The organism is Delftia tsuruhatensis NBRC 16741 (assembly GCF_001571325.1).
GTDB classification, from domain to species: Bacteria; Pseudomonadota; Gammaproteobacteria; order Burkholderiales; family Burkholderiaceae_C; genus Comamonas; species Comamonas tsuruhatensis.
Window position 1 is genome coordinate 28,317 of the sequence record NZ_BCTO01000037.1, and the last position, 26,833, is coordinate 55,149.

At 65.1% G+C, this 26,833-nt stretch carries 21 protein-coding genes; 16 read left to right on the top strand and 5 right to left on the bottom strand.

Annotation, left to right across the window (positions count from 1 at the left end):
- Window positions 1–24: 24 nt before the first annotated feature.
- Window positions 25–2,088, bottom strand: coding sequence for an outer membrane protein assembly factor BamB family protein (locus tag DTS01S_RS18580; RefSeq protein ID WP_016445428.1), 2,064 nt, complete (start codon window positions 2,086–2,088; stop codon window positions 25–27).
- Window positions 2,089–2,814: 726 nt separating this feature from the next.
- On the opposite strand from DTS01S_RS18580, the gene DTS01S_RS18585 reads away from it, so the two are divergent.
- Window positions 2,815–3,675 (top strand): phytanoyl-CoA dioxygenase family protein, encoded by an 861-nt coding sequence (locus DTS01S_RS18585; protein WP_016445427.1) that lies wholly within the window; start codon window positions 2,815–2,817, stop codon window positions 3,673–3,675.
- Between the two features lie 226 nt (window positions 3,676–3,901).
- A complete protein-coding gene (locus DTS01S_RS29770; protein ID WP_080649903.1) occupies window positions 3,902–4,573 on the top strand; it encodes a TetR/AcrR family transcriptional regulator in 672 nt (223 codons plus the stop codon).
- A gap of 254 nt (window positions 4,574–4,827) precedes the next feature.
- Here DTS01S_RS29770 and DTS01S_RS30545 read toward each other — a convergent pair whose 3' ends face one another.
- Window positions 4,828–4,971, bottom strand: a complete 144-nt coding sequence (locus DTS01S_RS30545; protein WP_017404973.1) for a hypothetical protein — start codon at window positions 4,969–4,971, stop codon at window positions 4,828–4,830.
- A gap of 425 nt (window positions 4,972–5,396) precedes the next feature.
- Here DTS01S_RS30545 and atzF point away from each other — a divergent pair, with 425 nt between their 5' ends.
- On the top strand, window positions 5,397–7,193 hold the full coding sequence (atzF, locus tag DTS01S_RS18595; RefSeq protein ID WP_026062271.1) for an allophanate hydrolase: 1,797 nt from the start codon (window positions 5,397–5,399) through the stop codon (window positions 7,191–7,193).
- A gap of 80 nt (window positions 7,194–7,273) precedes the next feature.
- Complete coding sequence (gene uca / locus DTS01S_RS18600) at window positions 7,274–10,909, top strand: urea carboxylase (RefSeq protein WP_026062270.1); 3,636 nt, start codon at window positions 7,274–7,276, stop codon at window positions 10,907–10,909.
- Between the two features lie 103 nt (window positions 10,910–11,012).
- Here the strand turns inward: uca and DTS01S_RS18605 are convergent, their stop codons facing one another.
- Both DTS01S_RS18605 and DTS01S_RS18610 read right to left on the bottom strand, forming a co-directional pair.
- Window positions 11,013–13,187, bottom strand: coding sequence for a TonB-dependent receptor (locus tag DTS01S_RS18605; RefSeq protein ID WP_026062269.1), 2,175 nt, complete (start codon window positions 13,185–13,187; stop codon window positions 11,013–11,015).
- A gap of 88 nt (window positions 13,188–13,275) precedes the next feature.
- Window positions 13,276–13,635, bottom strand: a complete 360-nt coding sequence (locus tag DTS01S_RS18610) for a DUF2946 family protein (protein WP_026062268.1) — start codon at window positions 13,633–13,635, stop codon at window positions 13,276–13,278.
- 203 nt (window positions 13,636–13,838) lie between these two features.
- Here DTS01S_RS18610 and DTS01S_RS18615 point away from each other — a divergent pair, with 203 nt between their 5' ends.
- The 10 genes from DTS01S_RS18615 to DTS01S_RS18660 all read left to right on the top strand — a co-directional run bounded on the left by DTS01S_RS18615 (window position 13,839) and on the right by DTS01S_RS18660 (window position 24,080).
- Complete coding sequence (locus DTS01S_RS18615) at window positions 13,839–14,198, top strand: hypothetical protein (protein WP_016445422.1); 360 nt, start codon at window positions 13,839–13,841, stop codon at window positions 14,196–14,198.
- Between the two features lie 312 nt (window positions 14,199–14,510).
- Window positions 14,511–16,349: a TonB-dependent receptor gene (locus DTS01S_RS18620; protein ID WP_061288327.1), complete on the top strand. Its 1,839-nt coding sequence runs from the start codon at window positions 14,511–14,513 to the stop codon at window positions 16,347–16,349.
- A gap of 34 nt (window positions 16,350–16,383) precedes the next feature.
- Window positions 16,384–16,875 carry a copper uptake system-associated protein gene (locus tag DTS01S_RS18625; protein WP_061288307.1) on the top strand — a complete coding sequence of 164 codons (492 nt, stop codon included), beginning with the start codon at window positions 16,384–16,386 and terminating at the stop codon, window positions 16,873–16,875.
- Window positions 16,876–16,917: 42 nt separating this feature from the next.
- On the top strand, window positions 16,918–18,978 hold the full coding sequence (locus DTS01S_RS18630) for a TonB-dependent receptor (protein ID WP_061288309.1): 2,061 nt from the start codon (window positions 16,918–16,920) through the stop codon (window positions 18,976–18,978).
- A gap of 99 nt (window positions 18,979–19,077) precedes the next feature.
- A complete protein-coding gene (locus tag DTS01S_RS18635; protein WP_013803107.1) occupies window positions 19,078–19,545 on the top strand; it encodes a copper chaperone PCu(A)C in 468 nt (155 codons plus the stop codon).
- A gap of 10 nt (window positions 19,546–19,555) precedes the next feature.
- On the top strand, window positions 19,556–20,041 hold the full coding sequence (locus tag DTS01S_RS18640) for a DUF2946 family protein (protein WP_061288311.1): 486 nt from the start codon (window positions 19,556–19,558) through the stop codon (window positions 20,039–20,041).
- A gap of 149 nt (window positions 20,042–20,190) precedes the next feature.
- Entirely contained in the window at window positions 20,191–21,138 is a 948-nt protein-coding gene (locus DTS01S_RS18645; protein ID WP_061288313.1) for an MbnP family copper-binding protein, read from the top strand.
- Complete coding sequence (locus tag DTS01S_RS18650) at window positions 21,138–22,337, top strand: methanobactin export MATE transporter MbnM (RefSeq protein ID WP_061288315.1); 1,200 nt, start codon at window positions 21,138–21,140, stop codon at window positions 22,335–22,337. Before DTS01S_RS18645 ends, DTS01S_RS18650 begins: the two co-directional genes overlap by 1 nt.
- Before the next feature lies 1 nt (window position 22,338).
- The gene (locus DTS01S_RS18655) at window positions 22,339–23,583 is read left to right on the top strand and encodes a hypothetical protein (protein WP_061288317.1); all 1,245 of its coding nucleotides are present in this window, start codon (window positions 22,339–22,341) and stop codon (window positions 23,581–23,583) included.
- Window positions 23,580–24,080, top strand: a complete 501-nt coding sequence (locus tag DTS01S_RS18660; protein ID WP_061288319.1) for a copper chaperone PCu(A)C — start codon at window positions 23,580–23,582, stop codon at window positions 24,078–24,080. Before DTS01S_RS18655 ends, DTS01S_RS18660 begins: the two co-directional genes overlap by 4 nt.
- Before the next feature lie 85 nt (window positions 24,081–24,165).
- Here the strand turns inward: DTS01S_RS18660 and DTS01S_RS18665 are convergent, their stop codons facing one another.
- Complete coding sequence (locus tag DTS01S_RS18665) at window positions 24,166–25,068, bottom strand: LysR family transcriptional regulator (RefSeq protein WP_016445413.1); 903 nt, start codon at window positions 25,066–25,068, stop codon at window positions 24,166–24,168.
- A 131-nt stretch (window positions 25,069–25,199) separates the two neighbouring features.
- Between DTS01S_RS18665 and DTS01S_RS18670 the strand changes: the two genes are divergently transcribed.
- The gene (locus DTS01S_RS18670; protein WP_017404961.1) at window positions 25,200–26,063 is read left to right on the top strand and encodes a pirin family protein; all 864 of its coding nucleotides are present in this window, start codon (window positions 25,200–25,202) and stop codon (window positions 26,061–26,063) included.
- 139 nt (window positions 26,064–26,202) lie between these two features.
- Complete coding sequence (gene ycaC, locus DTS01S_RS18675) at window positions 26,203–26,829, top strand: isochorismate family cysteine hydrolase YcaC (RefSeq protein ID WP_016452476.1); 627 nt, start codon at window positions 26,203–26,205, stop codon at window positions 26,827–26,829.
- Window positions 26,830–26,833 lie beyond the last annotated feature (4 nt).

The window sequence follows — 26,833 nt, forward strand, 5'->3', positions numbered from 1 at the left end:
GCTCGCCTCCTCGATCTGTGCGGTTCAGGGCTTCGACTTGCCGGCATCGAGGTACCCGGCCCAGGCACGGTCGAGCACATACGCATGCAACGCGTTGACCTCTTCGATCGTGATGTCCTGGAATACCGGCATGCCCTGCTCTTTGCGCAGGCCGCCGATGACGATGCCGGCGAACAGTCCGTGCGTTTCAGCCGAACTGAATCTCAGGTCTTTCACGTTGCCGTTGGCACTGCCAGCTTCATGGCCGTGGCAGTACACGCACCCCTTGCCCTCCCACAGAATCGCCCCGGCGTGGATTTGCGCCTTGTTCGCAGGCCGCGGAAGAGGAGGTTCGGGAACCACTTGGGGTTCAGCCTTGACAAGCGTCGCGGTCCCTCCCAGCTTGAATGCCAGAAGGCGGGAAGGCGATGCACGGGTTTGTGCAGTCGATGCGACGCGCGTCAGGATCTGTCCGATGGACGCCGCGCCGCCGTTACCGATCGGCATGAGGACAATCTGTTCGCCATCTTGCGAGACAGTCGTGGGCGCTGCCATGCCCACACCTCCCGTGTCGAACGACCACAGACGCTTGCCGGTGTCTGCCGCAAAGGCCTCGAACTTGCCGTCGCCCGTTCCTTGGAACACCAGATTGCCCGCCGTGGTCAGCGTGCCGCCGCTGTACGGGATGTCGCGCCGAACCCGCCAACGGGCCTTCTGGGCAACAGGATCCCAGGCAATCAGCTCGCCATAAGGACGGTATTTCGCATTCGCGGCCTCGTAGCCGAAATAATCGTGCGTGACCAGACCTCCGATCATGTCCGGCTTCATTTCCGCCAGGGATGGCACCACGGCAGCGCCGAGATAGACCAGTCCGGTCTGCTCGTTGTAGGCCATCGCATGCCAGTTGTGAGCCCCTGACGTCGAAGGAATGATCACGGCCTTGCCATCCTTCTTTTCCCAGTAGCGTGCCTCGGCCTTGAAGATCGGGCGCCCGGTCTTGGGATCGATGCCGCTTGCCCAGTTGACCGGGACGATGTTGTTGGCCGAGATGAACTTGCCCGTCTTCGCATCAAGCACATAGAAGAAGCCGTTCTTCGGGGCCGTCATCACCACGCGCCGCGAACTGCCACCGATGGGCAGTTCGGCCAGCATCAAAGGGGCATTGGGCGAATAGTTCCAGCCGTCGTTCGGCGTTTGCTTGTAGTGCCAGAGGTATTTGCCGGTGCTCGCGTCGAGCGCGACGACCGAGTTCGTGTAGAGCTCGTCGCCCGCCCCCTTGCCCCGCAGCGTGGGGATCCAGGGCGCCGGGCCATCGACGGCGATGTAGAGCTGATGGAGCTTGGCGTCGTAGGTCATGCCGTCCCAGACGCTGCCGCAGCCGTTGGTTTTGGAGTGCCAGTCCTTCCCCCAGGTCTTCACGGCCCTTTCGAGCTCGGGCGTCTTCTGCTTGCCCTTCGCCGGATCGTCCGGCACGGTGTAGAAGCGCCAGACCGGCTTGCCCGTTTTCTCGTCGAAAGCATCGACGTGGCCGCGGCCGATGCCGCTGTCGCCGCAAGCGTTGCCGACGAAAACCATGCCACCGCCTATGCGCGGCGCCATGGTCATCGCATACCAGCCCGTCTCCTGAGAGGCGTCGCAGGCCTCCACCGACCAGGCGAGCGCGCCCGACTTGCGGTTGATCGCATAAAGCCTGCAGTCCGCCGAGGCGTAGAAGACATGGTCGCCGCTAACCGCGACGCCCCGGTTCACGTTGTATGCCCAACGCGGAACACCCGTTTCGTCAGGCATCTTGACTGGGGCTTCGAACTTCCAGAGCAGCTTGCCCGTCTTCAGGTCGTTCGCGAACACCTGCGTGCGAGGTGCGCTCTGATAGACGACCCCATCGACCACCAGCGGATTGCCGACCATGCCGTCCTTCGTCGGCATCTCGGCCGACCAGGCCAGGCCAAGGTTCGCCACGTTCTTGTCGTTGATCGCTTGCAAGGGGCTGTTGTGCTGCATGTCCGCATTGCGGCCGAGCAGCGGCCAGTCCTGGCTCTCGGCGGCTGGAGCGCCCGCCGCTGCCAAGGCGCCAATCGCAGCCACCACGAATCGTGTTGCTGGGGTCACGTGAACTACTCCTGTGATGTGTGGTTGTACGGAGGTCTCAGTCATCGAACACGCCATCTGCGCGTCCACTCACGCTCTCTTCGGCGCATCTGCGCAAGCAAAGTGAATAAATTATTGGTCACATGACCACATAAACAACATAGGGGAAATGCGGTTAGTGAAACTACCCCCCACAAGCGAACGGCAGGGAGCGTGGGCGTCCAGATTCATGCTGGTGCCGCTGCGGAAAAGTAGGTGGATGAGACGGCGCGCGCCCAAGCTTTTCCCGGGTCAGGGAGATCCCATCGAGAACAGCGCGGGGATCGACCCGGATCACCCACGGCAGGAAAAAATGGATCGACAGGTGGCTCCTCGCAGGCCTGCCTGTCCAAGCACGGTCAAGGTGAAATCACCGTTTTTCTCTCTCGAGAAGCTGTAACGAACACAGGCCAGGGAAACCCTTGCTGACAATTTCATGCGAGGCGAAGCTGACGTGCAAACGGGCGTCTCCATCGATCCGAGCCGCCTCGGCCGTTGGAGAAAACATGCCGACAAGGAAGACGCGGCGGCCCTTCCCGCTGATGGGTGGGACGTCCGTTGTGCCCGGCACCGGAGCAGGTCCACCACATGCCTCAAGGGGGTGTGGCCACCCTTGACAGCGCGGTGCGATGTATCCCATCATTTCAGAAGATAGGTCACATGACCAATCAAGTTAATCAATACCAGCCGGCACAAAGGAGACGCTTCATGACCCCGACAATCAGCGCATTGCGCACCGCCACGACCTCGACGCCCATCGCCGAGATCCTCCGGATCCTCAAGGAAGACGGCGGCGTCATCATCAAGAACTTCCTTACCCAGTCACAGATCGACAGCTTCAATGCCGAGATCCAGGGACCGATGGACGCCCTCGCGCCGGGATCGACGCACGAAATCGAGTTGATTGCCGAGTTTCACGGCGCAAACACCAAGCGCCTGACAAATCTGGTCACGCACAGCAAGACCTTCCGCGAGGAAATCCTCGACCGCGACCTGGTGCACAACCTGCTCGATGCGATCTTCCTCGAGGAATCGGGCTCGTACTGGATGACCACCGCGCAGGTGATCGAGATCGGCCCTGGCAACAAGGCCCAGATGCTGCACCGCGACCTCGAGAACTGGTATCCGTTCATCGGCATGGGCCCCAAGGGCCCCGAGGCCGCCATGAATTTCATGATCGCCTTCACCGACTACACAGAGAAGAACGGCGCCACCCGCGTCATCCCCGGCAGCAACCACTGGGAAAATTTCGAAGATCGCGGTACGCCGGAGCAGACCATCCCGGCCGAAATGAATGCAGGAGATGTCCTCCTGTTCAGCGGCAAAACCGCCCATGGCGGTGGCGCCAACCTGACCACCGACCAGTACCGCCGAGGCGTTGCCTTCGCCTTCAACCCAGGCTTTCTCACCGGCGAAGAGGCCTACCCCTTCCTGGTCAGCATGGACATCGTTCGGCAGTTGTCGCCGCGCGTCCAGCGCCTGCTCGGGTTCCGCTCGCAGTACCCTATCGGATCGCCCGGCCTCTGGCAGGTCAACTACAGCGAACTGGGCGACCACCTCAAGCTCTGACACAGGACAAACATCACTTGCACGCTTCTTGACGTCCCGCTTGCCAGGCGTGTCGGCGGGGTTCGCCACAAGCACAAACTGAAGCCAACTCTGCTCGGCAAAAAGCGCTCGTTTCAAGCCCCGCATGCAGACCATGCGGGGCTTGAAACCTTAAATCAGACAGGAGGTGGGCGCTATCGAAGCGTCTCCATAATCACCAGAGATCCGACAGACTTCAATCCATGCCATGACAAAACCCAAAAACGAAAACGCCCCGTCCGCTGCCTCCGAAACAGGCGCGCCGGGCGTGCGAGCCGTACAGTCCGAACGTAGGCGTGCGGATATCCTGAAGGCGTCGAAAGAGGTCCTGGCACAAGGCTATGCAGATTTCTCGTTGCGCAAAGTGGCTTCAGCAGCAGGCGTTCGGCTCAACACCGTTCAGCATCATTTCGGCGATCTGGAATCGCTCATTCTTGCAACGATCACTTCCTCGACCGAGGAATTCATGCGGTACTCCAGGCAGTTGGCGGAAGGCCAGTACGAGTCCCCAACAGATGACCTGAAAGTTTTCCTCGACGACGCCTGGACATTTGTTCGCGACGTCAACGTGCGAAACCTCTACTTCGAAGTGTGGGCGATGGGCCGCCACCGTCCCATCGTTGCGGACTGGCTCAAGCAAATCTACGCGGAATACATCCAGGCTTTGGCCCCGATCCTGCGCAGAATCAACCCGAACTTGACGGAGGCCGAAGCGCACACGACAGCCACGCTGATCTCCTGCTTGACGGAAGGTGCGATTGTGATGGCCCACTGGAGTAACCAGGACGCAGCCTCTTTAGGCCTCCTGGGAGTTCGCTTGAAGGCTGCGTGCCTGGCACTTGCAGAAACCGCGAATGGGAGCAGCGGGAAGCTCACTTAGGTTCTGACTGCCTGTCATCGCTGCCTGGACTGCCCTCGCTCTGCTAGAAAGGCTACAACCTCAAGTCAAGGTGCTTGGATGCGCACTTTTTTCATGTTATTGAAGAATGGCTAGGCAACGGCATTGCCCCTGCAGCTGTCGCGCCGGCTCATGCTCCACTCAAGGTTACGGGCGACTCAGAGGCGCTTAAAGACGTCGCTTTCACAAGGGCCGCCCTGGCCCCAAGAGGGCAAGAAGTGCGGCCGAGGTTTGCGTCACCAGACCGCCATCAACAAGGCCTCGAGCGCCAGCTCTCTGCCCAGCGCTGCCTTCATAGACCGGCCCACGATCTTGCGAATGTAGAGGACCAGCACAATGGCCAGGTACAGCCAGCAGACAGACAGGAAAGCTGCTTTCATTTTTGTTGGTATTTATGTTGGTACTTTTTCTCTAAACTGTTTTTTCCGTAGATTTTTCCCTAGAAACAATCGATCAATTCGAGCCCCTCCGGGGGCCAGTCTTTCCCCTCTGAAGCGCGACTTTTCTCAGGTCCCCTGGGAAGAACTTGGGAAGAATCAGCCTTCAGAACGACAAAGCCCCCTCGGCGCCGTGATGGCAGCCGAGGGGGCTTTTTTGCGTTTGGGCTCAGCGCGACACCTTCGGCCATGCATCCCGTATCAGCGCAGCGTCACCGGCCCATACGCTGTTTGACGTATGTATGAAGTTTTTTGATTTCGTAATACTGGGCTGCAACAGGAAGCCACCCATGCGGACAAGCGTCGCAAACCCTCTCCGCTTGTGATCAAGCTGGTGGCCTCCACATCGCTCTACCTACCGATCAAACATGACCAATACAGCGTTCTGGACTATCTCCGACTGGCAATCTGCCTACCAACGTGGCGCCGCGCCCTCAGATCTTCTGGTGCCTCTGCTAGCCAGTCTGAAGGACGGTGATACCGCCTGGATTTCCCGTTTGTCCATGGACGGCCTGCACACACGGCTGGTTCAGCTTGGGCAGCAACGGGAAGCGGTTGGTGGAGACTTGTCCAAACTCCCGCTTTACGGCATACCGTTTGCCGTCAAGGACAACATCGACGTGGCAGGGCTGGCAACGACCTGCGCCTGCCCCGAGTTCGCATTCCTGCCAGCCCACAATGCAACGGTTGTCGACCGGTTGGAGGCGGCAGGCGCCGTGGCCATCGGAAAAACCAACCTCGACCAGTTCGCTACCGGCCTGGTGGGCACGCGCTCCCCTTATGGCCCCGTGCCCAACGCATTCAAGCCCGAATTCATCAGCGGGGGCTCCAGCTCGGGCTCTGCTTCGGTAGTGGCGCGCGGCCTGGTGCCATTCGCATTGGGCACCGACACGGCCGGCTCCGGCCGCGTGCCTGCTGGTCACAACAACCTCGTGGGCTTGAAACCGACACGTGGCCTGGTGAGCAACACCGGTCTCGTGCCGGCCTGCCGCACGCTGGACTGCATCACGGTGATGGCACTGAGCGTCGGCGATGCCGATGCGGCGCTGCGCACCATGGGCGGCTTCGACGCCACCGATGCGTACTCGCGCAGCGCCCCTGCTCGTCCCGCTGCATGGCCTGCCAAGCCGGTGCTGGGCATTCCGGCATCGCCCGACTGGTTCGGCGATGCGAATGCCGAGCGCGTGTACAGCGATGCGCTGCGCCGGCTGGAAGCCATCGGCGTGGAACTGCGGCCCATCGACTTCGCCCCGCTTTTCGAGGTCGCCGCGCTGCTGTACGAAGGCCCATGGGTCGGTGAGCGCTACGCGGCCATCGAGGACCTCATGAACACCAGGCCCGAGGTCGTGCACCCCGTCGTGCGCAGCATTGTGGACAAGGCGAAGAACTTCAGCGCCGTGGACACCTACAAGGCCGAGTACCGCCGGATGGCGCTGGCACGCAAGGCAGAGGCGCTGATGCAGGGGCTGGACGGCCTGCTCGTGCCCACGGCACCCAGTATCTACACCATTGAGCAGTTGCAGGCCGATCCAGTCACGCTGAACTCGCGCATGGGCATCTACACGAACTTCGTCAACCTGCTCGACTGGAGCGCCATCGCGCTGCCCGCTGGCATGCGTGCCGACGGGCTGCCCGCCGGAATCACTCTGATCTCGCCCGGCTGGCATGAGGCACGGTTGGTCGAGTTCGGCCGACGCTGGCAGGCGGCCGCCCCCTGGAAACGTGGCGCCTCGCAGCAGGACCTGCCGCCCATCGACGCACCTGCATCAACCAATCTGGACGGACAGGTCGTCGTCGCTGTGGTGGGTGCCCATTTGTCAGGCATGCCGCTCAACGGCCAGCTCATCGAGCGCGGCGCCACGCTACTGGAAAGCACCCACACCTCGGCCGCGTACCGCTTCTACGCGCTGCCCGGCACCGTGCCTCCCAAGCCCGGCCTGGTTCGCACGGGTGATGGCGCACCCATCGCCGTGGAACTGTGGGCGATACCGGTGGAGCGCTACGGCTCCTTCGTGGCATTGATCCCTTCGCCATTGGGCATCGGCACGCTGGAACTGATCGACGGTCGCACGGTGCAGGGCTTCGTCTGCGAAGCGTGGGCCACGCAAGGGGCCGAAGACATTACGTCGCTCGGAGGCTGGCGCGCCTACATGGCTCGCAAGTAACCCCGCCCTCCCCTTTGACCATCTACTTTTCGAGCGGCCTGCGCGACAGGCCAGGCCGCTGCATTGCCTGGAGTCCGCCCATGTTCAAGACCGTACTCATTGCCAACCGTGGAGAAGTCGCGGTACGCATCGCCCGCACCCTCAAGAAGATGGGCGTGCGCTCGGTGGCCATCTATTCGGACGCCGACCGCGACAGCCTGCACGTGGCAGCGGCCGACGTGGCCGTGCCCTTGAACAGCGATGGCGGCAGCAGCCCGGCGGAAACCTACCTGCGCGGCGACCGCATCCTGGAGATCGCCAGAGAAACGAGGGCCGAGGCGGTGATCCCCGGCTATGGCTTCCTGTCCGAGAACACCGAGTTCGCCGAGCAGTGTGCGGCAGCGGGCATCGTCTTCGTTGGCCCGACACCGGACCAGGTGCGGCGCTTCGGCCTGAAGCACACCTCGCGCGAGATCGCCGAGGCGGCGGGCGTGCCGCTCACACCAGGCACCGGCCTGCTGCAAAGTCTGGAGGACGCCAAGTCAGCTGCACAGCACATCGGCTATCCGGTGATGCTCAAGAGCACGGCGGGCGGCGGCGGCATCGGCCTCTCGCGCTGCGACAACGAGGCCGAGCTGATCGCGGCCTACGATTCGGTGCAACGCCTCGGCCAGAACTTCTTCAAGGACAGCGGTGTGTTCATCGAGCGCTTCATCGCCGATGCGCGCCATGTCGAAGTACAGATTTTCGGCAACGGCCAAGGCCGCGTCGTGGCGTTGGGAGAGCGCGATTGCTCGCTGCAGCGGCGCAACCAGAAGGTGGTCGAGGAAACCCCGGCACCGCACCTGCCGCCAGCCACGCGCAAGGCGCTGCTGGCCGCTGCCGTGAAGCTGGGCGAGGCCGTGTGCTACGTCTCGGCCGGCACGGTGGAATTCATCTACGACGGCGCGCGCGATGCCTTCTACTTCCTGGAGGTGAACACCCGGCTGCAGGTCGAGCATCCGATCACCGAGGAGGTGACGGGGCTGGACCTGGTGGAGTGGATGGTTCGCATCGCCGCTGGTGAGCCTCCATCCTTCGACGACCTGCCTGAACCCAAGGGTGCCGCCATGGAAGTGCGCGTCTATGCCGAGAATCCCGTGCGTGGCTTTCAGCCCGCGCCCGGTGTGCTGACCGACGTGCAGTTTCCCGAAGGCGTGCGTGTGGACACCTGGGTGCAGACCGGCACCGAGGTGTCGGCGAACTACGACCCGATGATCGCCAAGGTCATCGCCTACGGCGCTGACCGAGAGGAAGCGCGCCACAAGCTGCTGATGGCCCTTGAGTTGACGCGCCTGCACGGCAGCGCCACCAACCTGGACTACCTGCGCAGCATTTTGCAGAGCCAGGAGTTCGTCACCGGCACTGTGTCCACGCGATTGCTGGACCGCTACGAATACGTCTCGCCCGTGGTCGAGGTGCTGGAATCTGGCACCTACACCACGGTCCAGGACTACCCGGGACGCACCGGCTACTGGGACATCGGCGTGCCGCCGTCCGGGCCGATGGACGACTATGCCTTCCGCCTGGCCAACCGCATCGTCGGCAACCACGAAAGCGCGGCCGGACTGGAATGCACGCTCCAGGGTCCGACGCTCAAGTTCCACGGCAACGCGGTGATTGCACTCACCGGTGCGCCAGCCCTCGCGACGCTCGACAACGGCGACCCGCTGCCCTGGTGGAAGCCCATCGCCGTCCGCGCAAACCAAGTGCTTCGCATCGGCAAGGCCACCAGCGGGTGCCGCAGCTACGTGGCCATCCGGCGCGGCATCGACGTGCCCGACTACCTGGGCAGCAAATCCACCTTCGTGCTCGGCCAGTTCGGCGGCCACGCAGGACGAACGCTGCGCGTGGGCGACGTGCTGCCCGTCAGCCGGCCCGACCTGGCCGCCTGCAGCACGCCAGCCCCCGCCTATGTGCCGGCGACGCCTCCCCATGAACTGGTGCCAGCCTATGGCAAGCACTGGGACATCGCTGTGCTCTACGGCCCGCATGGCGCGCCGGACTTCTTCACAGAAGACAGCATGGCGGCCTTCTTCGCCACCGACTATCAGGTTCACTACAACTCCAACCGGCTGGGTGTGCGCCTGATCGGGCCGAAACCTGAATGGACACGCAGCGACGGCGGTGAGGCGGGACTGCACCCGTCGAACGTGCATGACTGCGTGTACGCCATCGGCAGCATCAACTTCACGGGCGACACGCCGGTGATCCTGACCTGCGACGGTCCGAGCCTGGGTGGCTTCGTCTGCGCAGCGACCATCGTCAAAGCGGAACTGTGGAAAGTGGGACAGGTGAAGCCGGGCGACACGATTCGCTTCCGGCGCATAGGCTTCGAGGAGGCACTGGCGCTGGAGAAGGCGCAGGACGAGGCCATTCGCCTGCTGCGCCCGCAGACCGAGCGACCCGCTCAGAGCCTGTCCACTGCACTGGCCACGGCTTCGCAATGCGTCTTGGCCGAATTGCCCGCCGAGGGCAGCCGCCCCGCCGTGGCCTATCGCCAGGCTGGCGACAAGTACATCCTGTTGGAATACGGCCCGAACGTGCTGGACTTGCGTCTGCGGCTGCGTATCCACCTGTTGATGGAGGCGCTCAAGGCCGCCAGGGTCGACGGCGTGCAGGAACTCTCGCCGGGCGTGCGTTCGGTGCAGATCCACTACGACAGCCGGGTGATCGCGCAGTCCGAACTGATCGGCAAGCTGATCGCGCTGGAAAAACAGCTTCCAGACGTGGAAGGCATCAAGGTGCCCAGCCGCATCGTGCACCTGCCCATGGCCTTCGAGGACTCGGCCACCCTGGGCGCAGTGCAACGCTATCGTGAAACGGTGAAATCCGAAGCACCCTGGCTGCCCAACAACGTGGACTTCATTCAACGCATCAACGGACTTGGCAGTCGCGAAGATGTGCGCAAGACGGTGTTCGACGCCAGCTACATGGTCATGGGACTGGGGGATGTGTACCTGGGCGCCCCCTGCGCGGTGCCACTGGACCCGCGTCACCGGCTGCTGACCTCCAAGTACAACCCCGCGCGCACCTACACGGCCGAGGGCACGGTGGGCATCGGTGGCGTGTACATGTGCATCTACGGCATGGACTCGCCCGGCGGCTACCAGCTCGTCGGCCGGACCGTGCCGATCTGGAACAGATTTCTCAGCAATGGCCAGTTCGGCGCTGACCCCTGGCTTCTGCGCTTCTTCGACCGGGTGCGCTTCTACCCGGTCAGCGAGGCTGAGCTGGACAAGTTCCGTGTGGACTTCCGCGCGGGGCGGGCACAGACACGCGTAGAAGATGCAGTGTTTGACCTGGCTGAGTACGAAAGACAACTTGCGCAGAACGCGCAGGAGATCAACACCTTCAGGGAGAAACAGCACAAGGCCTACGCGAACGAGGTGGCACTCTGGGAAAGCGACGTAAAAGCCGATGCGAGCGAAAGCGCGGCTGAATCTGCCGCAGGCCCTTTGGATGCCAACACAGTCACTGCCGACATATCCGGCAATGTTTGGAAGTTTCTCGTCGAAGTAGGCCAAGAGGTCGAAGCCGGGCAACCACTTTTGGTGTTGGAAGCGATGAAGATGGAGTTCCAGGTGGTAGCCAGTCAGGCAGGCAGGATTGCTGCCGTGCATTGCCAAGCTGGAAAGGCTGTGGCTGCGGGAGATGCGTTGATGGTGCTCGAAGCGTTACAACCGGCCGGCTCCTGAAGTCCTGTGCGGCATTCAAGGAGACCGACCTTTTTCAGCTCAGCGCGGTGTGCTGGCTGGGCGATGGGGAGTATCAGGTGGGTTCGCGTCGCCAGCTACGCCTTCAGAAGCGGTGATGCAACGTGATCTCCGCACGCCGCCCCTCGCCCACCAGCCACTGCGTCGTGGTGTAGTAGGCCGTGGAGAAATAGTGCTTGTCCAGAACGTTGAACCCGCGCAGCGTCAGCGTGGTATCTGCAGTGGCCTTCCATTGCAGTGCCATATCGAAGGTGGTGTACGCCCCCAGCTTCAAGGTATTGGCGTTGTCGGCATAGCGTTTGCCGACATGGCGCAGCCCTCCTGACAGTGTCCAGTTCGAAGCGAGGTTCCAGCCCACCCAGACATTGGCGACACGTTCAGGCACGTCGGTGGGCACGCTGCCATTGCGGGACACGGTGACGCCGCCAACCGACTCGCTGAAGTCGTCGTACCGCGCCTTGAGCAAGGCCACGTTGGCATCCAGCCGGACCGTCTTGGCGACCTGCATCGACAGGGTGCTCTCCATGCCTTTGGATGACCTCTGCCCCACCTGGATGCGCAGCGCGGGGTTGGCAGGGTCACGCGTGAGCAGATTGTTCTTGGTGATGGAGTACATGGCCAGCGTCCAGTCGCCCTTGCCTTCCCAGAACGATTGCTTGAGGCCGATTTCGAACTGCCGCCCTGTGGACACGTCGAAAGCGGCGTTGGCGGCAGACAGCATCAGCAGGCCGCTCACCGGATCCGCCGCCTTGGATGCCTGGGCATACAGTGACAGGCCGGGGTGGAGTTGGTAGACCGTTCCCAAGCGCCACCCCGCATTGGAGTAGCTGCGCTTGAAGGCCTGCGTACCAGCCACCAGGTCCTGGCGCGAGAGATTTGTATGGTCAAACCGCGCACCTGCCACCAATGACCAGCGGTCCGTCATCTCCAGGCGGTCCTCAGCGAACAGCGCATATTGCTCGGCCTTGTTGCGATAGCGGGGAATGAAGGGAATGGAGCTGGTGTATTGACCGGGATCGGGGTTGTAGGGGTCCACCGAACCGGAGCTGCCCGCATAGGTGTTGTTGGAATGCCGGAATGCCGCGTGGTTGACATCGAAGCCCAGGGACACCTGGTTCTTGCGGCCGAAGAGACTGCCGCTGAAGGTCGCATCCGTGGTGTTGCCGGTCTGCGTCTGGTCATGGGCGATCTCGGTGTTTCCGGATCGGTCGATCAGGCCGGTGGAGGCGTTGTACAGGTAGGACTCGGCGTTGCGCCAGTAGCGGTCGCTGGCTATGTGATAGAGCTTGCTGCGCACGATCACGTTGCTGGAGGGCGTCCATTGCGCCGCCAGTTCGGTCCAGCGGTCCTTGTACTGGATGCGGCTGTCGGCCACGTTGTAGTTGCGTTCGCGCACCGCCGGATCCTGAACTCCATTGATCAACGGCGTGCCGAAGTAGCGCATGGGCTTTTGCCTGCCCAGCGCGTGGGACAGTTGCACGCTGAAGTCCTGCACCGGATCCCATCGCAAGGCTGCGGAGAGGGTGCGGCTGCTGGAATCACCCCGGTCAACCCATCCGTCGGAGCGGTCGCCACTGGCATCCAGACGGTAGGACCAGTGCTCATTGATTGCGCCGCCGCTGCCAAAGGCCAGGCCGCGTTTTCCGTCGGTGCCCACCGTGGCCTGGACCTCGTTGCGTATCGGACTGCGCGTGGGCTTCTTGGGAATCACATTGATGACCCCGCCAATGGCGCCATCGCCATAGATCACGGAAGCCGGTCCACGCAGCACTTCGATGCGGTCTACGGACCAGGTGTCGAAGGGAAAACTCACGCCCACACCGCCATATTGGCGAGTGCCGTCATACAAGCGCATGACCGATGTGGTGTCGGTGAAGCCCCGTGCCGACAGCGAACTGCCGCTGTTGCCCGGATGCCCCAGGCTGGTGATACCCGTGGAGCGGGTGATTGCATCGACCAGCGAAGTGTCGCCCCTGGCCTGCAGTTGCTCGCGCGTGATCACTTCGACACTGGCGGGCGTATCGCGTGCGCTGAGATCCAGTCGGCTGCCGGTGGCCAGCGGGCGCTCCAGGGCGCTGTCGCCGGATGAGCGCACGGTAATGGTGTCCAGGGTTGTGGAGGCCTGTCCCCAGCTTGCCGAGCAAGCGAACGCCATGGGGAGCAACACCACGGCCCGGGTCTGGCGAGAACGTTGCAAAAAGGTGGACGAAGAAGTGTGAACGATGCCTTCGGGCATCGCGGGGCCAATGGAACGGGTCATGAGCGATTTGCGTGCAAGTGAGACCTGCCGTGCCCCACAAGGCCCGGCGGCGAAGGTGAGGCAGGCATCGGGGCCCGCCGCACAAGGCTTACACGCGCGCCGGCGGACCTCTGGGCGGAAGCGGTGCCCCCACCAGCGCGGCAATGCGCGCCGACTCCACGGGCTGCACCGCCAATCCCAACGGCTGCGGCTGTTCAAACTCCGGCGAAGGGTGAAACAAGGGAGGCGTGACCACCAGGCACAAAGGACAGTCGAGCGAGTGGTGCGTGCCGGCACTCGCCTGTCCTTCGTCATCCAGAACGACCACCTGCATGCTGCCATTGCCCGTGCAAACCAATTCCAGGGAGCGCGGGTGCACGATGGGCGACGCCACGGCCATCGCCAATGCCAGCATGAACCACGCCAAAGCAAGGCGGGGCAGCATCAGGCAATTGCGCAAGGTTTGCATGGGTGCGCATTATGGGGGGCCATCGCCCGTTGAGCGAGGCAACTGCCTGGCAAGCTGTTGTGAGTTCCCTGCAAAACTGCCTTGCCATCCGCCGCCTTCAAGCGGCGGCAGCGCCTTGACCAAGATCAACCGGGCCGGATCTGCATCCGCCATTGCGCAAGAAGGTTGCTGTCGGTCCGATATCGCCGCCATAATCGCGGGCTATGCACACCCTTCGCACATCGTCATTCTGGAAGCGCCTCGCCCTGGCGTGGTTCCTGCTGACGCTGGGTGTTGCGGGCGCTTCGCCCTTCGTGAACCCCAAGACCATGGAGTTCATCTGCTCCAGCGGCGGAGCCATCACCATGGTGGTTCTTGACGACGAGGGCCAGGCCCAGGCGCCAGGTCAGCACACGCTCGATTGCTCGATGTGCCTGGCCCCTGCATTGCCTCTGCCTCCCGTCAGCCTGGCGGTGGCACAACCCCATCCTCTGGCGGCAGCCCTGCATCCGTTTGCAGCGGCCCATATCGCAGCCCTGGTCGGCGCGCCGCTTCCGCCCCGCGGGCCTCCCGCACAGGCCTGATTCCCTCGCATCGATAGCGCGGCTGCCTTGGCCGCGACACCATGGCAAGGCCTTGCGCCACGCCGGTTGCGAGGTCATTTCCTGGCCTGCCCCAAGCCCCCAATGCGCCCGCCTGTGACCAGGCCGGCGGTGCGGCGCACGGGCAACGGCCTGCCCTGGATCGTCCAACAATGATTTGCGCAGTTCAGACGGACTGCGTGCACACCCATGCTTGCCCAACGCTTCACCTGCATTCCAGCCGTTTTCCACAGGTCCTCCATCGCCTCGGCCCTTCTCACACTGGCTGCCGGCGCGCATGCCCAGGAGCCTCAGATGGCCCCCGTCACCGTCAATGCCCGCCCCGTGGTGGAAGAGATGGAGCTGGATGCGTTTTCCTCCAACTCGGCCGTGATCACCCAGGAACAATTGCGCGACCAGAACGCGGTGGACCTGGCCTCGGCCCTGCGCCGCACGCCCGGTGTCCAGATCTCGCGCTACAACCCCGTGGGTGCCTTTGGCGGCGATCAGGGCGGCGCCGTCTATATCCGCGGCATGGGCGTGAGCCGGCCCGGCAGCGAGATCAAGACCTATGTGGACGGCGTGCCGTTCTACATGGGACTGTGGAGCCATCCCCTGCTGGACCTGCTGCCCGTCAACGGCATGCAGTCCATCACGGTCTACAAGAGCCCGCAGCCCCAGGTCAATGGCAACAACTTCGCCTCCATCGACTTGCTCACGCGCCGCGCCACCGAGGACGGCGTGCACGGGGATGCCAGGATCTCGGCGGGCTCCTACGGCACCCTCACCGAACAGGCCAGTCTGCTGGGCAGAAGCGGCAACCTGGATTGGAGCCTGGCCCAGGGCTTTGCGCGCTCGGACGGCCACCGCGCCAATGCGGATGGCCGTCTCAGCAACCTCATGGGGCGCATTGGCTACAGGCTGGATGCGAACTGGTCGGTGGCGGCCAGCTTCCTGCAGGTGGACAACAAGGCCAGGGACCCTGGCGACGCACGGCTTGCCGCTGCGGCGCTGCCCCCCCAGTACAACACCAAGGCCAGCATGTTCAGCAGCTCCGTATCCCACGTGCATGGTGACTGGCGGGGCGAGCTCAAGCTGTACAGCAACCATGGCCGGGGCGACTGGCTGGACCAGCCCGCGCCGGACGGCGACAGCATCAACAAGTTCCGCATGAGCGGCCTGCGCTGGAAGGAACAGTTCTCGCCCTGGAAGGGGGCCACCGTCACTGCCGGCCTGGACCATGACCGCATTTCGGGCGATGCCTCTTTCAACCGCGTCGCGCCAGCGCCCCAGGGATTTTTCCAGGCGCCCACCTTCAGGATCACCTCTCCCTATGCGGGACTCAGCCAGGAGATCCCGCTGTCGGCGACATGGAGCCTGGTGCCCTCCGCAGGCCTGCGCATGTACGACCACAGCCAGTTCAGCTCCAAGGCGGCCCCCCATGCGGGCCTGTCGCTGGCCTCGGAGCAGTTCACCGTCTACGCCAACCTGTCGCGCGGCATCAACTACCCCGGGCTGGAGACACCGCTGCTGGCATCGCTGATTCCGGCCCTGGGCTCCACGTGGCAGCAGTTGTCCGCCGAGGAGATGGACCACGCCGAACTGGGCTTCAAGTGGACGCTGTCGCAGGCCACGCAGCTTGACGCCAGCATCTTCCACGACAAGGTCAAGAACCGCTATGTCTTCGGCTTTCCGCCCAATGTCCCGCCCCCGCCGCAGTTCATCAACCTGGGCGGCTACACCATGCGCGGCATGGAGCTGTCGCTGCGCCAGGCGCTGGGCGGCGGCTGGTCGGGCTTTGCCGGCCTGACGCTGCTGGACCCCAGCATGGACAACCTGCCCTACAGCCCGCGCCGCGCGCTGACGCTGGGCGTCAATGGCAAGGCCGGCCCGGTGCGGGTCGCCTTCGATGCGCAGTACCAGTCGGCAGTCTGGGCGCTGAGCCGCGCGCGGGGCGCCGATGCCGCCAACACCGAGCGCGTGGCCGGCTTTGCCGTGGCCAACCTGCGAGTGGCCTATCCGGTGCCTGCCCTGGGCAGCAAGGGAGAGGTTTTCCTGGCCGTGGAGAACCTGTTCGACCGCAACTACGCCTATCGCCCCGGCTACCCCATGCCCGGCCGCTCGGCACAGATCGGCGTGGCGGCCAGCTTCTGATCCCCCGCCCGCACAGCCCGCACAAGGAGCACGCATGAGACATCTTTCTTTGAGCAGCATCGCCCTGTCGATGGCCCTGGTCCTGGGCCTGCCCGCCATGGCGGCGGCCTCGGGCGCGACGCCCCCCGCCACGGCCGGGTCGGCTGATGCGGCGGCCATCCGCAGCGTCATGATGGCCACCTGGGACAAGCCCGAGGCCAGGCTGGAGGTAGCGCCCATCTCCATCGAAGGCGGCCATGCGGTCGCCGGATGGATACAAGGCGATCGCGGTGGCCGGGCCCTGCTGCGGCGCGACGCGCAGGGCCAATGGCTGGTGGCCGCCTGTGGCGGCGATGGACTCAAGGACCCCAAGATGCTGGCAATGGCTGGCCTGTCTGCATCGGCCGCGCGCAGTCTGGCCAGCAAGGTCGTGCAGGCCGAGTCCGCCATGCCCGCCCCGCGCCGCGCCCTGCTGTCCCTGTTCGACGGCATGGTCCATATGGACGCGCAGGGCCAGCATCCCCCATCCGCACATCCGGCCCATTGAGCCGATCGCCTCCTCCACACCATCCACCGTCTGCCTCACGTGATGTCTGTCTCCCTCTCCTTCTCGCGCAGCCCCCTGGCCCTGTCCATCGCCCTGGCACTGGCCTCGGCGGCCCATGCCCAGGGCCTGGTCGCCCCCCAACCGTTGAGCCAGGACGACTCCGCCCTGACGCTGGGCACCATCAGCATCACCTCCAAGGCCTCCGGCCCGCTGTCCACACGCAGCGTGTTCAGCTCCGTGGACATCGTGGGCGCGGACATCCTCGAGAACGAGCATGTGGACTACAGCTGGGAGCTGCTGTCCAAGGCGCCCGGCGTGCAGGTCACGCAGTTCAAGCAGGGCCCGGATGCCGGGCGCTTCTCCTTCCGGGGCTTCAACGGCGAAGGCCGCATCAATGCGGTCAAGCTGCTGATCGATGGCATCCCCAGCAATGACAACGCCGGGGGCATGCCCTTTCTGGACGCTGTCTTCCCGCTGGACATCGAGGCCATCGAGATCGTGCGCGGCACCAATGACGCGCGCTACGGCCTCAACAACATCGCCGGCAATGCCAACGTGATCACCCGCACGGGCGGCAACGAGGGCCGTACCAGCGTGACCGTGGGCAGCTTCGGCACCAAGGAGCTGCAGGTGTCCAAGGGCATCGAGAGCGGCAACTGGAGCCAGAACTATTTCCTGGCCTGGCGCGATTCGGACGGCTACCGGGACCATGCCGATGCCCGCAAGCTGTCCCTGTCCGGCAAATGGTTCTACACCTCGGACGATGGCCGCTGGCGCACCGGCGTGATCGCGCGCTACTACCGCAACAAGGCGCTGGAGTCGGGCTACCTCAGCTACGAAGAAGCCATCAAGGCGCCGCGCAGCTCCCCGGCCTACGCGGCGGCCGACCGTGGCGAGCGGGAAACCGGCCAGCTCAGCGCCCACCTGGATGGCGAACTGACGCCCGAGCTGTCGCTGTCTGCCAAGGTCTACGCCAACCAGTACGAGAACCAGCGCTGGGTGCGCTTCTCGGCAGCGGGATCGCAGCAGGAGCGCTACAACGACGAGCAGCAGCAAGGCGCCATCACCACCCTGACCTGGCGCCCCAAGGTGGCCTGGGCGCATGAATTCACGCTCGAAGGCGGTCTGGACGCCCAGCGGCAAAGCAACCTGGGCCAGCGCTACCGCACCACGGAGCGCGTGCGGACCTCGCAGTTCCGCGACTGGGACTTCGACCTCCATACGCAGGGCGCCTACGTGCAGGCCGTGATCCGCCCCATCGAAGCCCTGCGGATCATCCCGGCGCTGCGCATTGACGACGTGGATGGCCACTTCATCGACCGCCTGGCCGGCACGCGCGCCCCCGTGCATGACTACGGCCTGATCAAGCAGCCCAAGATCAGCATCGCCTACACCCTGAGCCAGCAGGCCAGCGTCTACGCGAACTGGGGCCGGACCTTCCAGATCGGCTCGGGCATCGACGCCTACCGCACGCAGGATCGCAACCTCAGGCCCTCCATCAATGATGGCTGGGAAACGGGTGTCAAGTTCTCTCCCCTGCCCTGGCTCAACGGCCGCGTGGCCTACTGGGAGCAGCGCGCCTCGGGCGAGGTGGCCCGGGTGCTGGGCGTGGACGGCCTGCCCGACCCCGGCGGCCTGGGCAACGTGGGCAAGACGCTGCGCAAGGGCTACGACATCCAGCTCAACATGAAGCCCCATGCCCGCACCACCGCCTGGATCGCCTACTCCCATCAGGTGGCGCGCATCACCGCGCCCGACCCCAGCGCTCCCGCCACCCTGGGCAAGGAAATCGAGAACGTGCCGCACTACCTGGTCTCGGCCGGCGCGGACTGGCAGGCCACGGACCGGCTGAAGCTGTCGGCCTGGGGCAATGCCCAGGGTGACTACTACCTGGAGCGCACCAATACCCAGGGCCGCGCAGGCAAGTTCGCCGTGCTGAACCTGGGTGCCAGCTACCGGCTCTCGGACACCATGGACCTGGGCCTGCAGGTCAAGAACGTCACCAACCGCAAGTACGTCTACGCCTGGTATGACAGCGGCTCCTCGGGCTACTCGCCCGCCGACGGGCGCGGCGTCTATGCCAGCATGAACCTGCGCTTCTGATGGACACCTTCCAGCCGTCCACCGCACCAGTCACGCACCAGTCGCGCACCAGGCACGCACCCGACACACACGACATTTTTGCCAACGAAGGAGAAACCCATGAAACGCCACGTCCGTTTGCTTGCCCTCGCCGCCGCCATGATCAGCGGATTCGCCAATGCCCAGGTCAGCGTCAGTGATGCCTGGGTGCGCGCCACCGTGCCGCAGCAAAAGGCCACCGGCGCCTTCCTGAAACTGCAGGCCGCCCAGGACAGCAAGCTCGTCGCAGCGACTTCGCCCCTGACGCCGGTCGTCGAAGTCCATGAGATGGCCATGCAGGACAACGTGATGAAGATGCGCCAGGTGCCGTCCATCGCCCTGCCGGCAGGCAAGACCGTGGAGCTCAAGCCCGGCGGCTACCACGTGATGCTGCTGGACCTCAAGCAGCAGGTACAGGAAGGCCAGACCGTGCCCCTAACCCTCATCATCGAAGGCAAGGACGGCAAGCGTGAATCCGTTCAGGTGCAGGCGCCCGTACGCCCGCTGGCCACCAAGGCGGCGCCCTCGGGCCACGATCACAAGCACTGACACAGGGCCCATGCGCTGCAGCAGCCTCCGCATCAAGCGCTGGGTGGCCTTCGGGCCACCCGCCTGGCCGTGGGCGTTGCCGGGCGCACGACAGCGGCGCGACCAGGGCCGGCGCTTTGCCGCCTGGATGGCTGCGGCGCTGCTGTTCGCCTTTGTGCACCCTGCCCTGGCGATGGTGCTGGCATCGGGCCAGGGCAGTGGCGACCCGCTGGCGCGGCTGGCCATGGAAGTCTGCACGCCCCTGGGACTGCAGCAGGCGCAACCGGTGTCTGCTGCAGGCGAGCCCGAAGCCGATGGTCAAACCACGGCCGCTGGCCAGGCGCATTGCCCGCTGTGCCGGGTCGTGGGCGATGCCCCTCCTGATGTGTCCCGCGCGGACCTGCGCTTTGCCGCGCCGCCGCCTCCCACCCCGCTGCCGCCCCAGGCCCTGCGCCCGCGGGACACCGTGCTGCGCGTGGTGCTGAGCACTCCCCCCAGGGCGCCTCCCCTTCCCTGAAGCCCGAAAGGGCCGCACGGGCGGCATGCCGTCGCCCATTCCCGAATTCCTTTCCCATGCCAAGCCGCGACCCGTGTCGCAGCCTGCAGGGTTACCCACGCCTGCGCGCAGCCATGGCCCCAGCGCAGGCACCAAGAAACCGTTTACCCATGCGTACCACTTACTTTGACAACTCCCGCTTTCCCCTCGCCCTGATCGCCACCGCGCTGCCGCTGCTGCTGGCCGCCTGCGGTGGCGGCGGAGGCGGTGACAACGGCCAGCCCACCACGCCCACCACGCCCACGGGCCCCCAGCCCGTGGCCATCGAGTTCGCCGCCAAGGCCGGCAACCTGCCCGCCAAATGCGGCACGCCCATCCCCGGCATGGGAACCAGCCAGGCCACGGTGGACCTGCATGACCTGCGCTTTTACGTCAGCGGCGTCTCGCTGATCAATGACAAGGGCGAGGCCGTGGCCGTCACCCTGGATGTCAACGACTGGCAGACCAAGGAGGTGACGCTGATCGACCTGGAGGACGGCACCGGCGCATGCGCCGACGCAGGCACGCAGGCGCAGAACACGCAGGTCCGGGGCACGGTGCCCGCAGGCACGTACAAGGGCATCAGGATGACCGTGGGCGTGCCCTCTTCGGTCAACCACACCGACTATGCCGTCGCGCCCAAGCCGCTCGATGTGCAGGCCCTGGCCTGGTCCTGGCAGGCCGGCCGCAAGTTCGCCCAGATCGAGGTCAACCCCGTGGGCGGCGTGGCCCGCCCCGCGCCGGCCGCCCCCGGCAAGACCTTCTACGTCCACCTGGGCTCCACCGGCTGCACGGGCAACCCCGTGACCGGCGAGACGGTCAGCTGCGCGCGTGCGGACCGCATGGATTTCGGGTTCGGCGATTTCAATGCCGGCACCCAGAAGGTGGTGCTGGACATTGCGCAGCTGCTGCAGGGCTCGAACGTCAAGGAAGACCTGGGCGGCGCCGCCGGCTGCATGTCCGGGGCCACCGATCCGGAATGCGTGCCCATCTTCAGCGCGCTCAAGATCGATCTGACCACGGGCCGCTCCATCAATGAAGGCAGCGGCCAGACCGTGTTCCGTACCGAGGCCAAGTAATGCACAAGCCCCATTCGCTTCGGCGGGTGGCGGCATGGACCGCCGCCCTGTGCGGCCTTGCCGGGGCCATCGCCCTGGCGGGCTGCGGGGGCGGCGACACCGCCGTCCACGATGACTCCGGCAGCAGCACGGGCTGGTCCTGGGTGCTGCCCTCCTTTTTCCCCACCCCCAAGGTGCCCGACACCAATCCCATGACGACAGAGAAGGCCGAGCTCGGCCGCTTTCTGTTCTATGACAGGCGCCTGTCGGGCAACGGCACGCAGGCCTGCGCGAGCTGCCACATACAGTCCAAGGCCTTCACCGATGGCCTGACGACATCACTGGGCTCCACAGGGCACGCACATCCGCGCAACGCCCAGAGCCTGGCCAACGTGGTCTACAACGCCACGCTGACCTGGGCCAACCCCTCGCTGGTCACGCTTGAAAAGCAGATGGAGACGCCGCTGTTCGGCACGGACCCGGTGGAGATGGGCGTCAACGACAACAACAAGGAGGAAATCCTCGCGCGGCTGGCTGCCGACACCGGCTACGGCCCGCGCTTCGCCAGGGCCTACCCGGGCCAGGCAGCGCCCATCACCTGGGGCAATGTGATCCACGCCATCTCGGCATTCCAGCGCACCATTCTTTCGGGCAACAGCAAATATGACCAGTACCTCAAGGGCAGCACGGCACTGAACCCGGCCGAGCAGCGCGGCATGAACCTGTTCTTCGGCGAAAAGGCCGAATGCTTCCACTGCCACAGCAGCTTCAACTTCAACGACCAGATCGTGCACGCGGGCAGCCGCATCGTCGAGACCCCGTTCCACAACACGGGCCTCTACAACATCGGCGGCACCGGCGCCTTCCCCGAGCCCAACCGGGGCGTCTATGAACTGACCCAGCTCTTCAAGGACATGGGCAAGTTCCGCGCGCCCAGCCTGCGCAATGTGGAAGTCACCGGCCCCTACATGCATGACGGCAGCATCGCGACGCTGGAGGAAGTGCTGCAGTTCTATGCGGCCGGTGGCCGCAACATCACCTCCGGCCCGCATGCCGGCGACGGGCGCGCCAACCCCAACAAGAACGACTTCATCAACCAGATCGCCCTGACGGCCGACGACCGCGCCGACCTGCTGGCCTTTCTCAAAACCCTCACGGACCATGAGCTGCTCACCAACCCCAGGCTCGCCGATCCCTTTGCACAGCAGGCAGGCCAATAGCATGCAACGCAGCTTCCTCGCGCAACGCACACCGCTGGCAGCGGCCATCGCCGTCGTCATCGCCATCGCCTTGTCGGCAGGCAGCGCCGCCGCGCACACCCTGGATGACGGCATACCGCAGACCAACGGCCTGCGCATCGACATGGCTGCGGTGGCCGCCTATCTCCATGGCGATTCCACCTTGCCGGCGCCCAGGCTGGCCGGCACGCTGGGCCTGGGCGACACGCCTGACGACCAGCGCGGCTGGCGGCTGGAGCATGGCACCCTGGGCGCCGGCCTGCGCCTATCTCCCCAACTGGGGGCCAACATCGCGATGGGCTGGCACGACAGCGACCCGGCCCACGTGGAGGCCGCCTGGATGGAAGCGCGCAGCGGCTCAGACGCCGAGCTGACCCTGGGCGCAGGCCGCAACCGCGTGCCCATGGGGCAGGTGCTCACGCGTGCCGGGCACTTCGACCGCTACGGCCAGATGCCGCTGGCCAAGCGGGCGGCCTTCAACGGCGACTGGATCGAGGATGGCATCAACGCCGCCTGGCGTCCCCACCTGCAAGGCGCCATGTCCTGGCTGCAGGGCATTGACCTGGGGCTTTGGCGCGCCCGGCGCTTTCCCGGCAGCGACAACGCCGCCTGGGCGCCCGTCGTGCATGCCAGCGCCGCCTGGACCTCGGTGCAGGCAGACGTCTTCTACAGCCGGATGCAGCCCAAGGGCCGCGGCGCCTATGTGCAGCGCTCCAACAGCGGCCACATCCACACGGCGCCACAGTGCAACGCCAGCCTGCGCGACATCACCTGCTTCGACGGCACCGTGGACCTGGCCGGGGCCAGCGCTACCTGGACCACGCCGCTGCAGGGCGTCAAGCTCACCGCAGCAGGCATCTGGCGGCGCGAAAGCGGAAACCTCTATTCCCAGAACGGCGACACCCGCTACCAGGGGCGCACCCTGGGCGGCTGGCTGGAGGTGCTCTGGCAGCCGCACGCGCGCTGGGAATTCGGTGCCCGCCAGGAATGGCTCAGAAGCACCAATCGCGTCAGCGGGCCGGGCGCCCTGCTGGTGGCCACGGACGCCAACCTGCTGCCCAACAACCCATCGCGCCGCTTCACGGCCATGGCCGGCTGGCGCCCCGTCAAAAGCGTTCTGATCGCGCTTGAAGCCGGGCGCGAGCACATTGCCGGCAAAGGCCATACGGTGGCAGGCCTGCGGCTGATCTGGACCCCCGATGCCCTGTTGGAAAGGAACTGGAAATGACCACAATGCTTCGCCGCCAGGCGCTTGGAATGCTGCTGGGCACGGGCTGTGCCCTGACACTGCCGCTGACGGCACGGGCCCATGACTTCCGGGCGGGAGACCTGGTCATAGACCACCCCTACGCCACGCCCTCCATCGCCGGCTCCGGCAACGGGGCGGCGTATTTGCGGGGGATCAGGAACAAGGGAAAGAACGCCGACCGGCTCATCGGGGCCAGCACGCCAGCGGCCGCACGCGTGGAGCTGCATGAGATGAAGATGGAGGGCGACATCATGCGCATGCGCGAAGTGCCCTTCATCGAACTGCCCGCAGGCCAGGAGGTGCAGTTGCGCCATGGCCAGTCACACCACCTCATGCTGATCGGACTCACGCAGCCCCTGCGCGAGGGTGATCGCTTCGATCTGACGCTGCAGTTCGAAAAGGCTGGTGAATACAAGGTCAAGGTCTGGGTGCAGCAACCCAAGCGCATGCCATCCGGACACCAACACCCGCATTGAACGGACATGCGGCAGGAGCCGTGCCCCACAAGGCGAGATGCAGCCATGAGCTGCTGCAACCGCCACCATGGGGCTTGCCGGCAGCTCAGTCTTCGTCCAGCGCCTCAAACCGCTCTGCCAGGAAATCCAGCAGCGCCCGCACGGCCGGCAGCAGCCCGCGCCGCGAGGCGAACACCGCATGGATGATCTCGCGCCGTGGCGCCCAGCCCGGGATGACGTGGACCAGTTCACCGCGCGCGATCTGCTCGCGCACCATCATCGAGGGCAGTTGCACCACGCCCACCCCCGCCAAGGCCGCCGCGCGCAGCGCCAGCATGCCCCGCGTGACCAGGCGCGGCCGGTGGCGGATGGCCGCCTGCGTGCCGTCCGGGCCGATCAGGTGCCACACATGCTCGTGCTGCGGCAGGCCCAGGTCCATGCTCGGCAGGCCTGCCAGATCGGCGGGCACCTGGGGGATGCCGCCTGTCAGCAGCTGCGGGCAGGCCACCAGGCATTGCCCGCGCTCGGCGAGCATGCGCATCACCAGGTCGCTGTCCTCCAGCGGCGGCGGGCGCACGCGGATGGCAACGTCGATTCCTTCGCCCACCACGTCGACGCGGCGGTTGGTTTCCTCGAGGTGGATCTCCACGCGCGGATACGCGGCCATGAAGGCCGCCAGCATGTCGGCGATGCGCGCATCAAGCAGCGCCACCGGGCAGGTCATGCGCACGATGCCGCGCGGCTCGGCGTGGGTCAGCGCGATGGCCTCGTCGGCGGCGTCGGCCTCCACCAGCATCGCCTTGCAGTGGCCGTAGTAGGTCTGGCCGGTCTCGGTGACGGCAAATCGCCGCGTGGAGCGCTGGATCAGGCGCGTGCCGAGACGCTCCTCAAGCTGCGCGATGCGCCGGCTCAGCTTGGATTTGGGCATCCCCAGCGCGCGGCCCGCGGGCGCAAAGCCGCCGTGGTCCACCACCTGCACGTAGTAGTAGAGGTCGTTCAGGTCTTTCATTGCACACCGCCTTCATCGTTCCTCAGATAGGACTCTGATGGCAAATATTAACGACTACCGCGTTCATCGTTCAAATCCTATTCTCTATCCGTCAGCCAAGACCTTTGTCTCGGCGACACAAGGAGATCAGCATGAAGAAAATCCTCGGTGTCTACAGCGCCCCCCGCATGCACTGGGTAGGCGACGGTTTTCCGGTGCGCTCGCTGTTCGGCTACGACGGGCTGGGCAAGCACCTGAGCCCGTTCCTGCTGCTTGACCACGCGGCGCCGACGCCCTTTGGGCCGACCGACCGGCCGCGCGGCGTCGGCCAGCACCCGCACCGTGGTTTCGAGACCGTGACCATCGTCTACCAGGGCGAGCTGGAGCACCGCGACTCCACCGGCGCCGGCGGCCTGATCGGCCCCGGTGACGTGCAGTGGATGACCGCTGGCGGCGGCATCCTGCACGAGGAATTCCACTCGCGCGCCTTCACCGAACGCGGCGGAACCATCGAGATGGTGCAGCTCTGGGTCAACTTGCCCGCCAAGGACAAAATGACCGCGCCGGGCTACCAGACGCTGCTGGATGCGCAGATTCCCTGGGCGGACCTGGCGGAAGGCGCGGGCCGTGTGCGGGTGATTGCCGGCGAGTTCGGCGGCCACCGCGGCCCGGCGCAGACCTTCACGGCGATGGACGTGTGGGACATCCGCATCCGCCATGGCGGCGTGGGCCGGTTCGACGCGAAGGACGGCCACACGCTGGCCCTGGTGGTGCTCCACGGCTCGGTGCTGGTCAACGGCGCCATCGCGCGGGAAGGACAACTGGTGCACCTGGAGCGCGCCGGCAGCGGCGTGGAGATCGAGGGCAGCAGCGACGCCACCGTGCTGTGGCTGTCCGGCGAGCCCATCGATGAGCCGGTGGTGGGCTATGGCCCGTTCGTGATGAACAGCGAGGCCGAGATCCGTCAGGCCATGACCGACTTCAACAGCGGACGCTTCGGCCAGATGGCGCACTGAGCGCCGCAGGGCTCCCGCCGGGAGTCCTGCATGTTTCCCCCGACGCGGCTTTGTTCAGCCGGGGCCTGCTGCCCCGGTCGTGCACGGCTGCGCCTGAACCGCCCATCCCGGGCACTTTGCAACCCCAAGGAGATTCACCATGACCAAGCCCTACGTCCGCCTGGACAAGGACAACGCCGCCGTGCTGCTGGTAGACCACCAGACCGGCCTGCTCTCCCTTGTACGCGACATCGACCCGGACAAGTTCAAGAACAACGTGCTGGCGCTGGCCGACATCGCCAGCTATTTCAAGCTGCCCACCATCCTGACGACCAGCTTCGAGAACGGCCCCAACGGCCCGCTGGTGCCGGAGCTCAAGAGCCAGTTTCCCCAGGCGCCCTACATCGCCCGGCCCGGCAACATCAACGCCTGGGACAACGAGGACTTCGTCAAGGCCGTGAAGGCCACGGGCAAGAAGCAACTGATCATCGCCGGCGTGGTGACCGAGGTGTGCGTGGCCTTCCCCGCACTGTCGGCCATCGAGGAAGGCTTCGACGTCTTCGTGATCACTGACGCCTCCGGCACCTTCAACTCCATCACCCGCGATGCGGCGTGGAATCGCATGTCGCAGGCCGGCGTGCAACTGATGAGCTGGTTCGGCGCTGCCTGCGAACTGCACCGCGACTGGCGCAACGACGTGCAGGGGCTGGGAACTCTGTTTTCCAACCACATCCCCGACTACCGCAACCTGATCACGAGCCACACCACGTTCAGCCAGGGCAATTGAGGAG

Coding starts and splice junctions, on each gene's coding strand:
- DTS01S_RS18585 (WP_016445427.1), top strand. CDS start 2,815: ATGACCCCGACAATCAGCGCATTGCGCACCGCCACGACCTCGACGCCC.
- DTS01S_RS29770 (WP_080649903.1), top strand. CDS start 3,902: ATGACAAAACCCAAAAACGAAAACGCCCCGTCCGCTGCCTCCGAAACA.
- DTS01S_RS30545 (WP_017404973.1), bottom strand. CDS start 4,971: ATGAAAGCAGCTTTCCTGTCTGTCTGCTGGCTGTACCTGGCCATTGTG.
- atzF (WP_026062271.1), top strand. CDS start 5,397: ATGACCAATACAGCGTTCTGGACTATCTCCGACTGGCAATCTGCCTAC.
- uca (WP_026062270.1), top strand. CDS start 7,274: ATGTTCAAGACCGTACTCATTGCCAACCGTGGAGAAGTCGCGGTACGC.
- DTS01S_RS18605 (WP_026062269.1), bottom strand. CDS start 13,187: ATGACCCGTTCCATTGGCCCCGCGATGCCCGAAGGCATCGTTCACACT.
- DTS01S_RS18610 (WP_026062268.1), bottom strand. CDS start 13,635: ATGCAAACCTTGCGCAATTGCCTGATGCTGCCCCGCCTTGCTTTGGCG.
- DTS01S_RS18615 (WP_016445422.1), top strand. CDS start 13,839: ATGCACACCCTTCGCACATCGTCATTCTGGAAGCGCCTCGCCCTGGCG.
- DTS01S_RS18620 (WP_061288327.1), top strand. CDS start 14,511: ATGGCCCCCGTCACCGTCAATGCCCGCCCCGTGGTGGAAGAGATGGAG.
- DTS01S_RS18625 (WP_061288307.1), top strand. CDS start 16,384: ATGAGACATCTTTCTTTGAGCAGCATCGCCCTGTCGATGGCCCTGGTC.
- DTS01S_RS18630 (WP_061288309.1), top strand. CDS start 16,918: ATGTCTGTCTCCCTCTCCTTCTCGCGCAGCCCCCTGGCCCTGTCCATC.
- DTS01S_RS18635 (WP_013803107.1), top strand. CDS start 19,078: ATGAAACGCCACGTCCGTTTGCTTGCCCTCGCCGCCGCCATGATCAGC.
- DTS01S_RS18640 (WP_061288311.1), top strand. CDS start 19,556: ATGCGCTGCAGCAGCCTCCGCATCAAGCGCTGGGTGGCCTTCGGGCCA.
- DTS01S_RS18645 (WP_061288313.1), top strand. CDS start 20,191: ATGCGTACCACTTACTTTGACAACTCCCGCTTTCCCCTCGCCCTGATC.
- DTS01S_RS18650 (WP_061288315.1), top strand. CDS start 21,138: ATGCACAAGCCCCATTCGCTTCGGCGGGTGGCGGCATGGACCGCCGCC.
- DTS01S_RS18655 (WP_061288317.1), top strand. CDS start 22,339: ATGCAACGCAGCTTCCTCGCGCAACGCACACCGCTGGCAGCGGCCATC.
- DTS01S_RS18660 (WP_061288319.1), top strand. CDS start 23,580: ATGACCACAATGCTTCGCCGCCAGGCGCTTGGAATGCTGCTGGGCACG.
- DTS01S_RS18665 (WP_016445413.1), bottom strand. CDS start 25,068: ATGAAAGACCTGAACGACCTCTACTACTACGTGCAGGTGGTGGACCAC.
- DTS01S_RS18670 (WP_017404961.1), top strand. CDS start 25,200: ATGAAGAAAATCCTCGGTGTCTACAGCGCCCCCCGCATGCACTGGGTA.
- ycaC (WP_016452476.1), top strand. CDS start 26,203: ATGACCAAGCCCTACGTCCGCCTGGACAAGGACAACGCCGCCGTGCTG.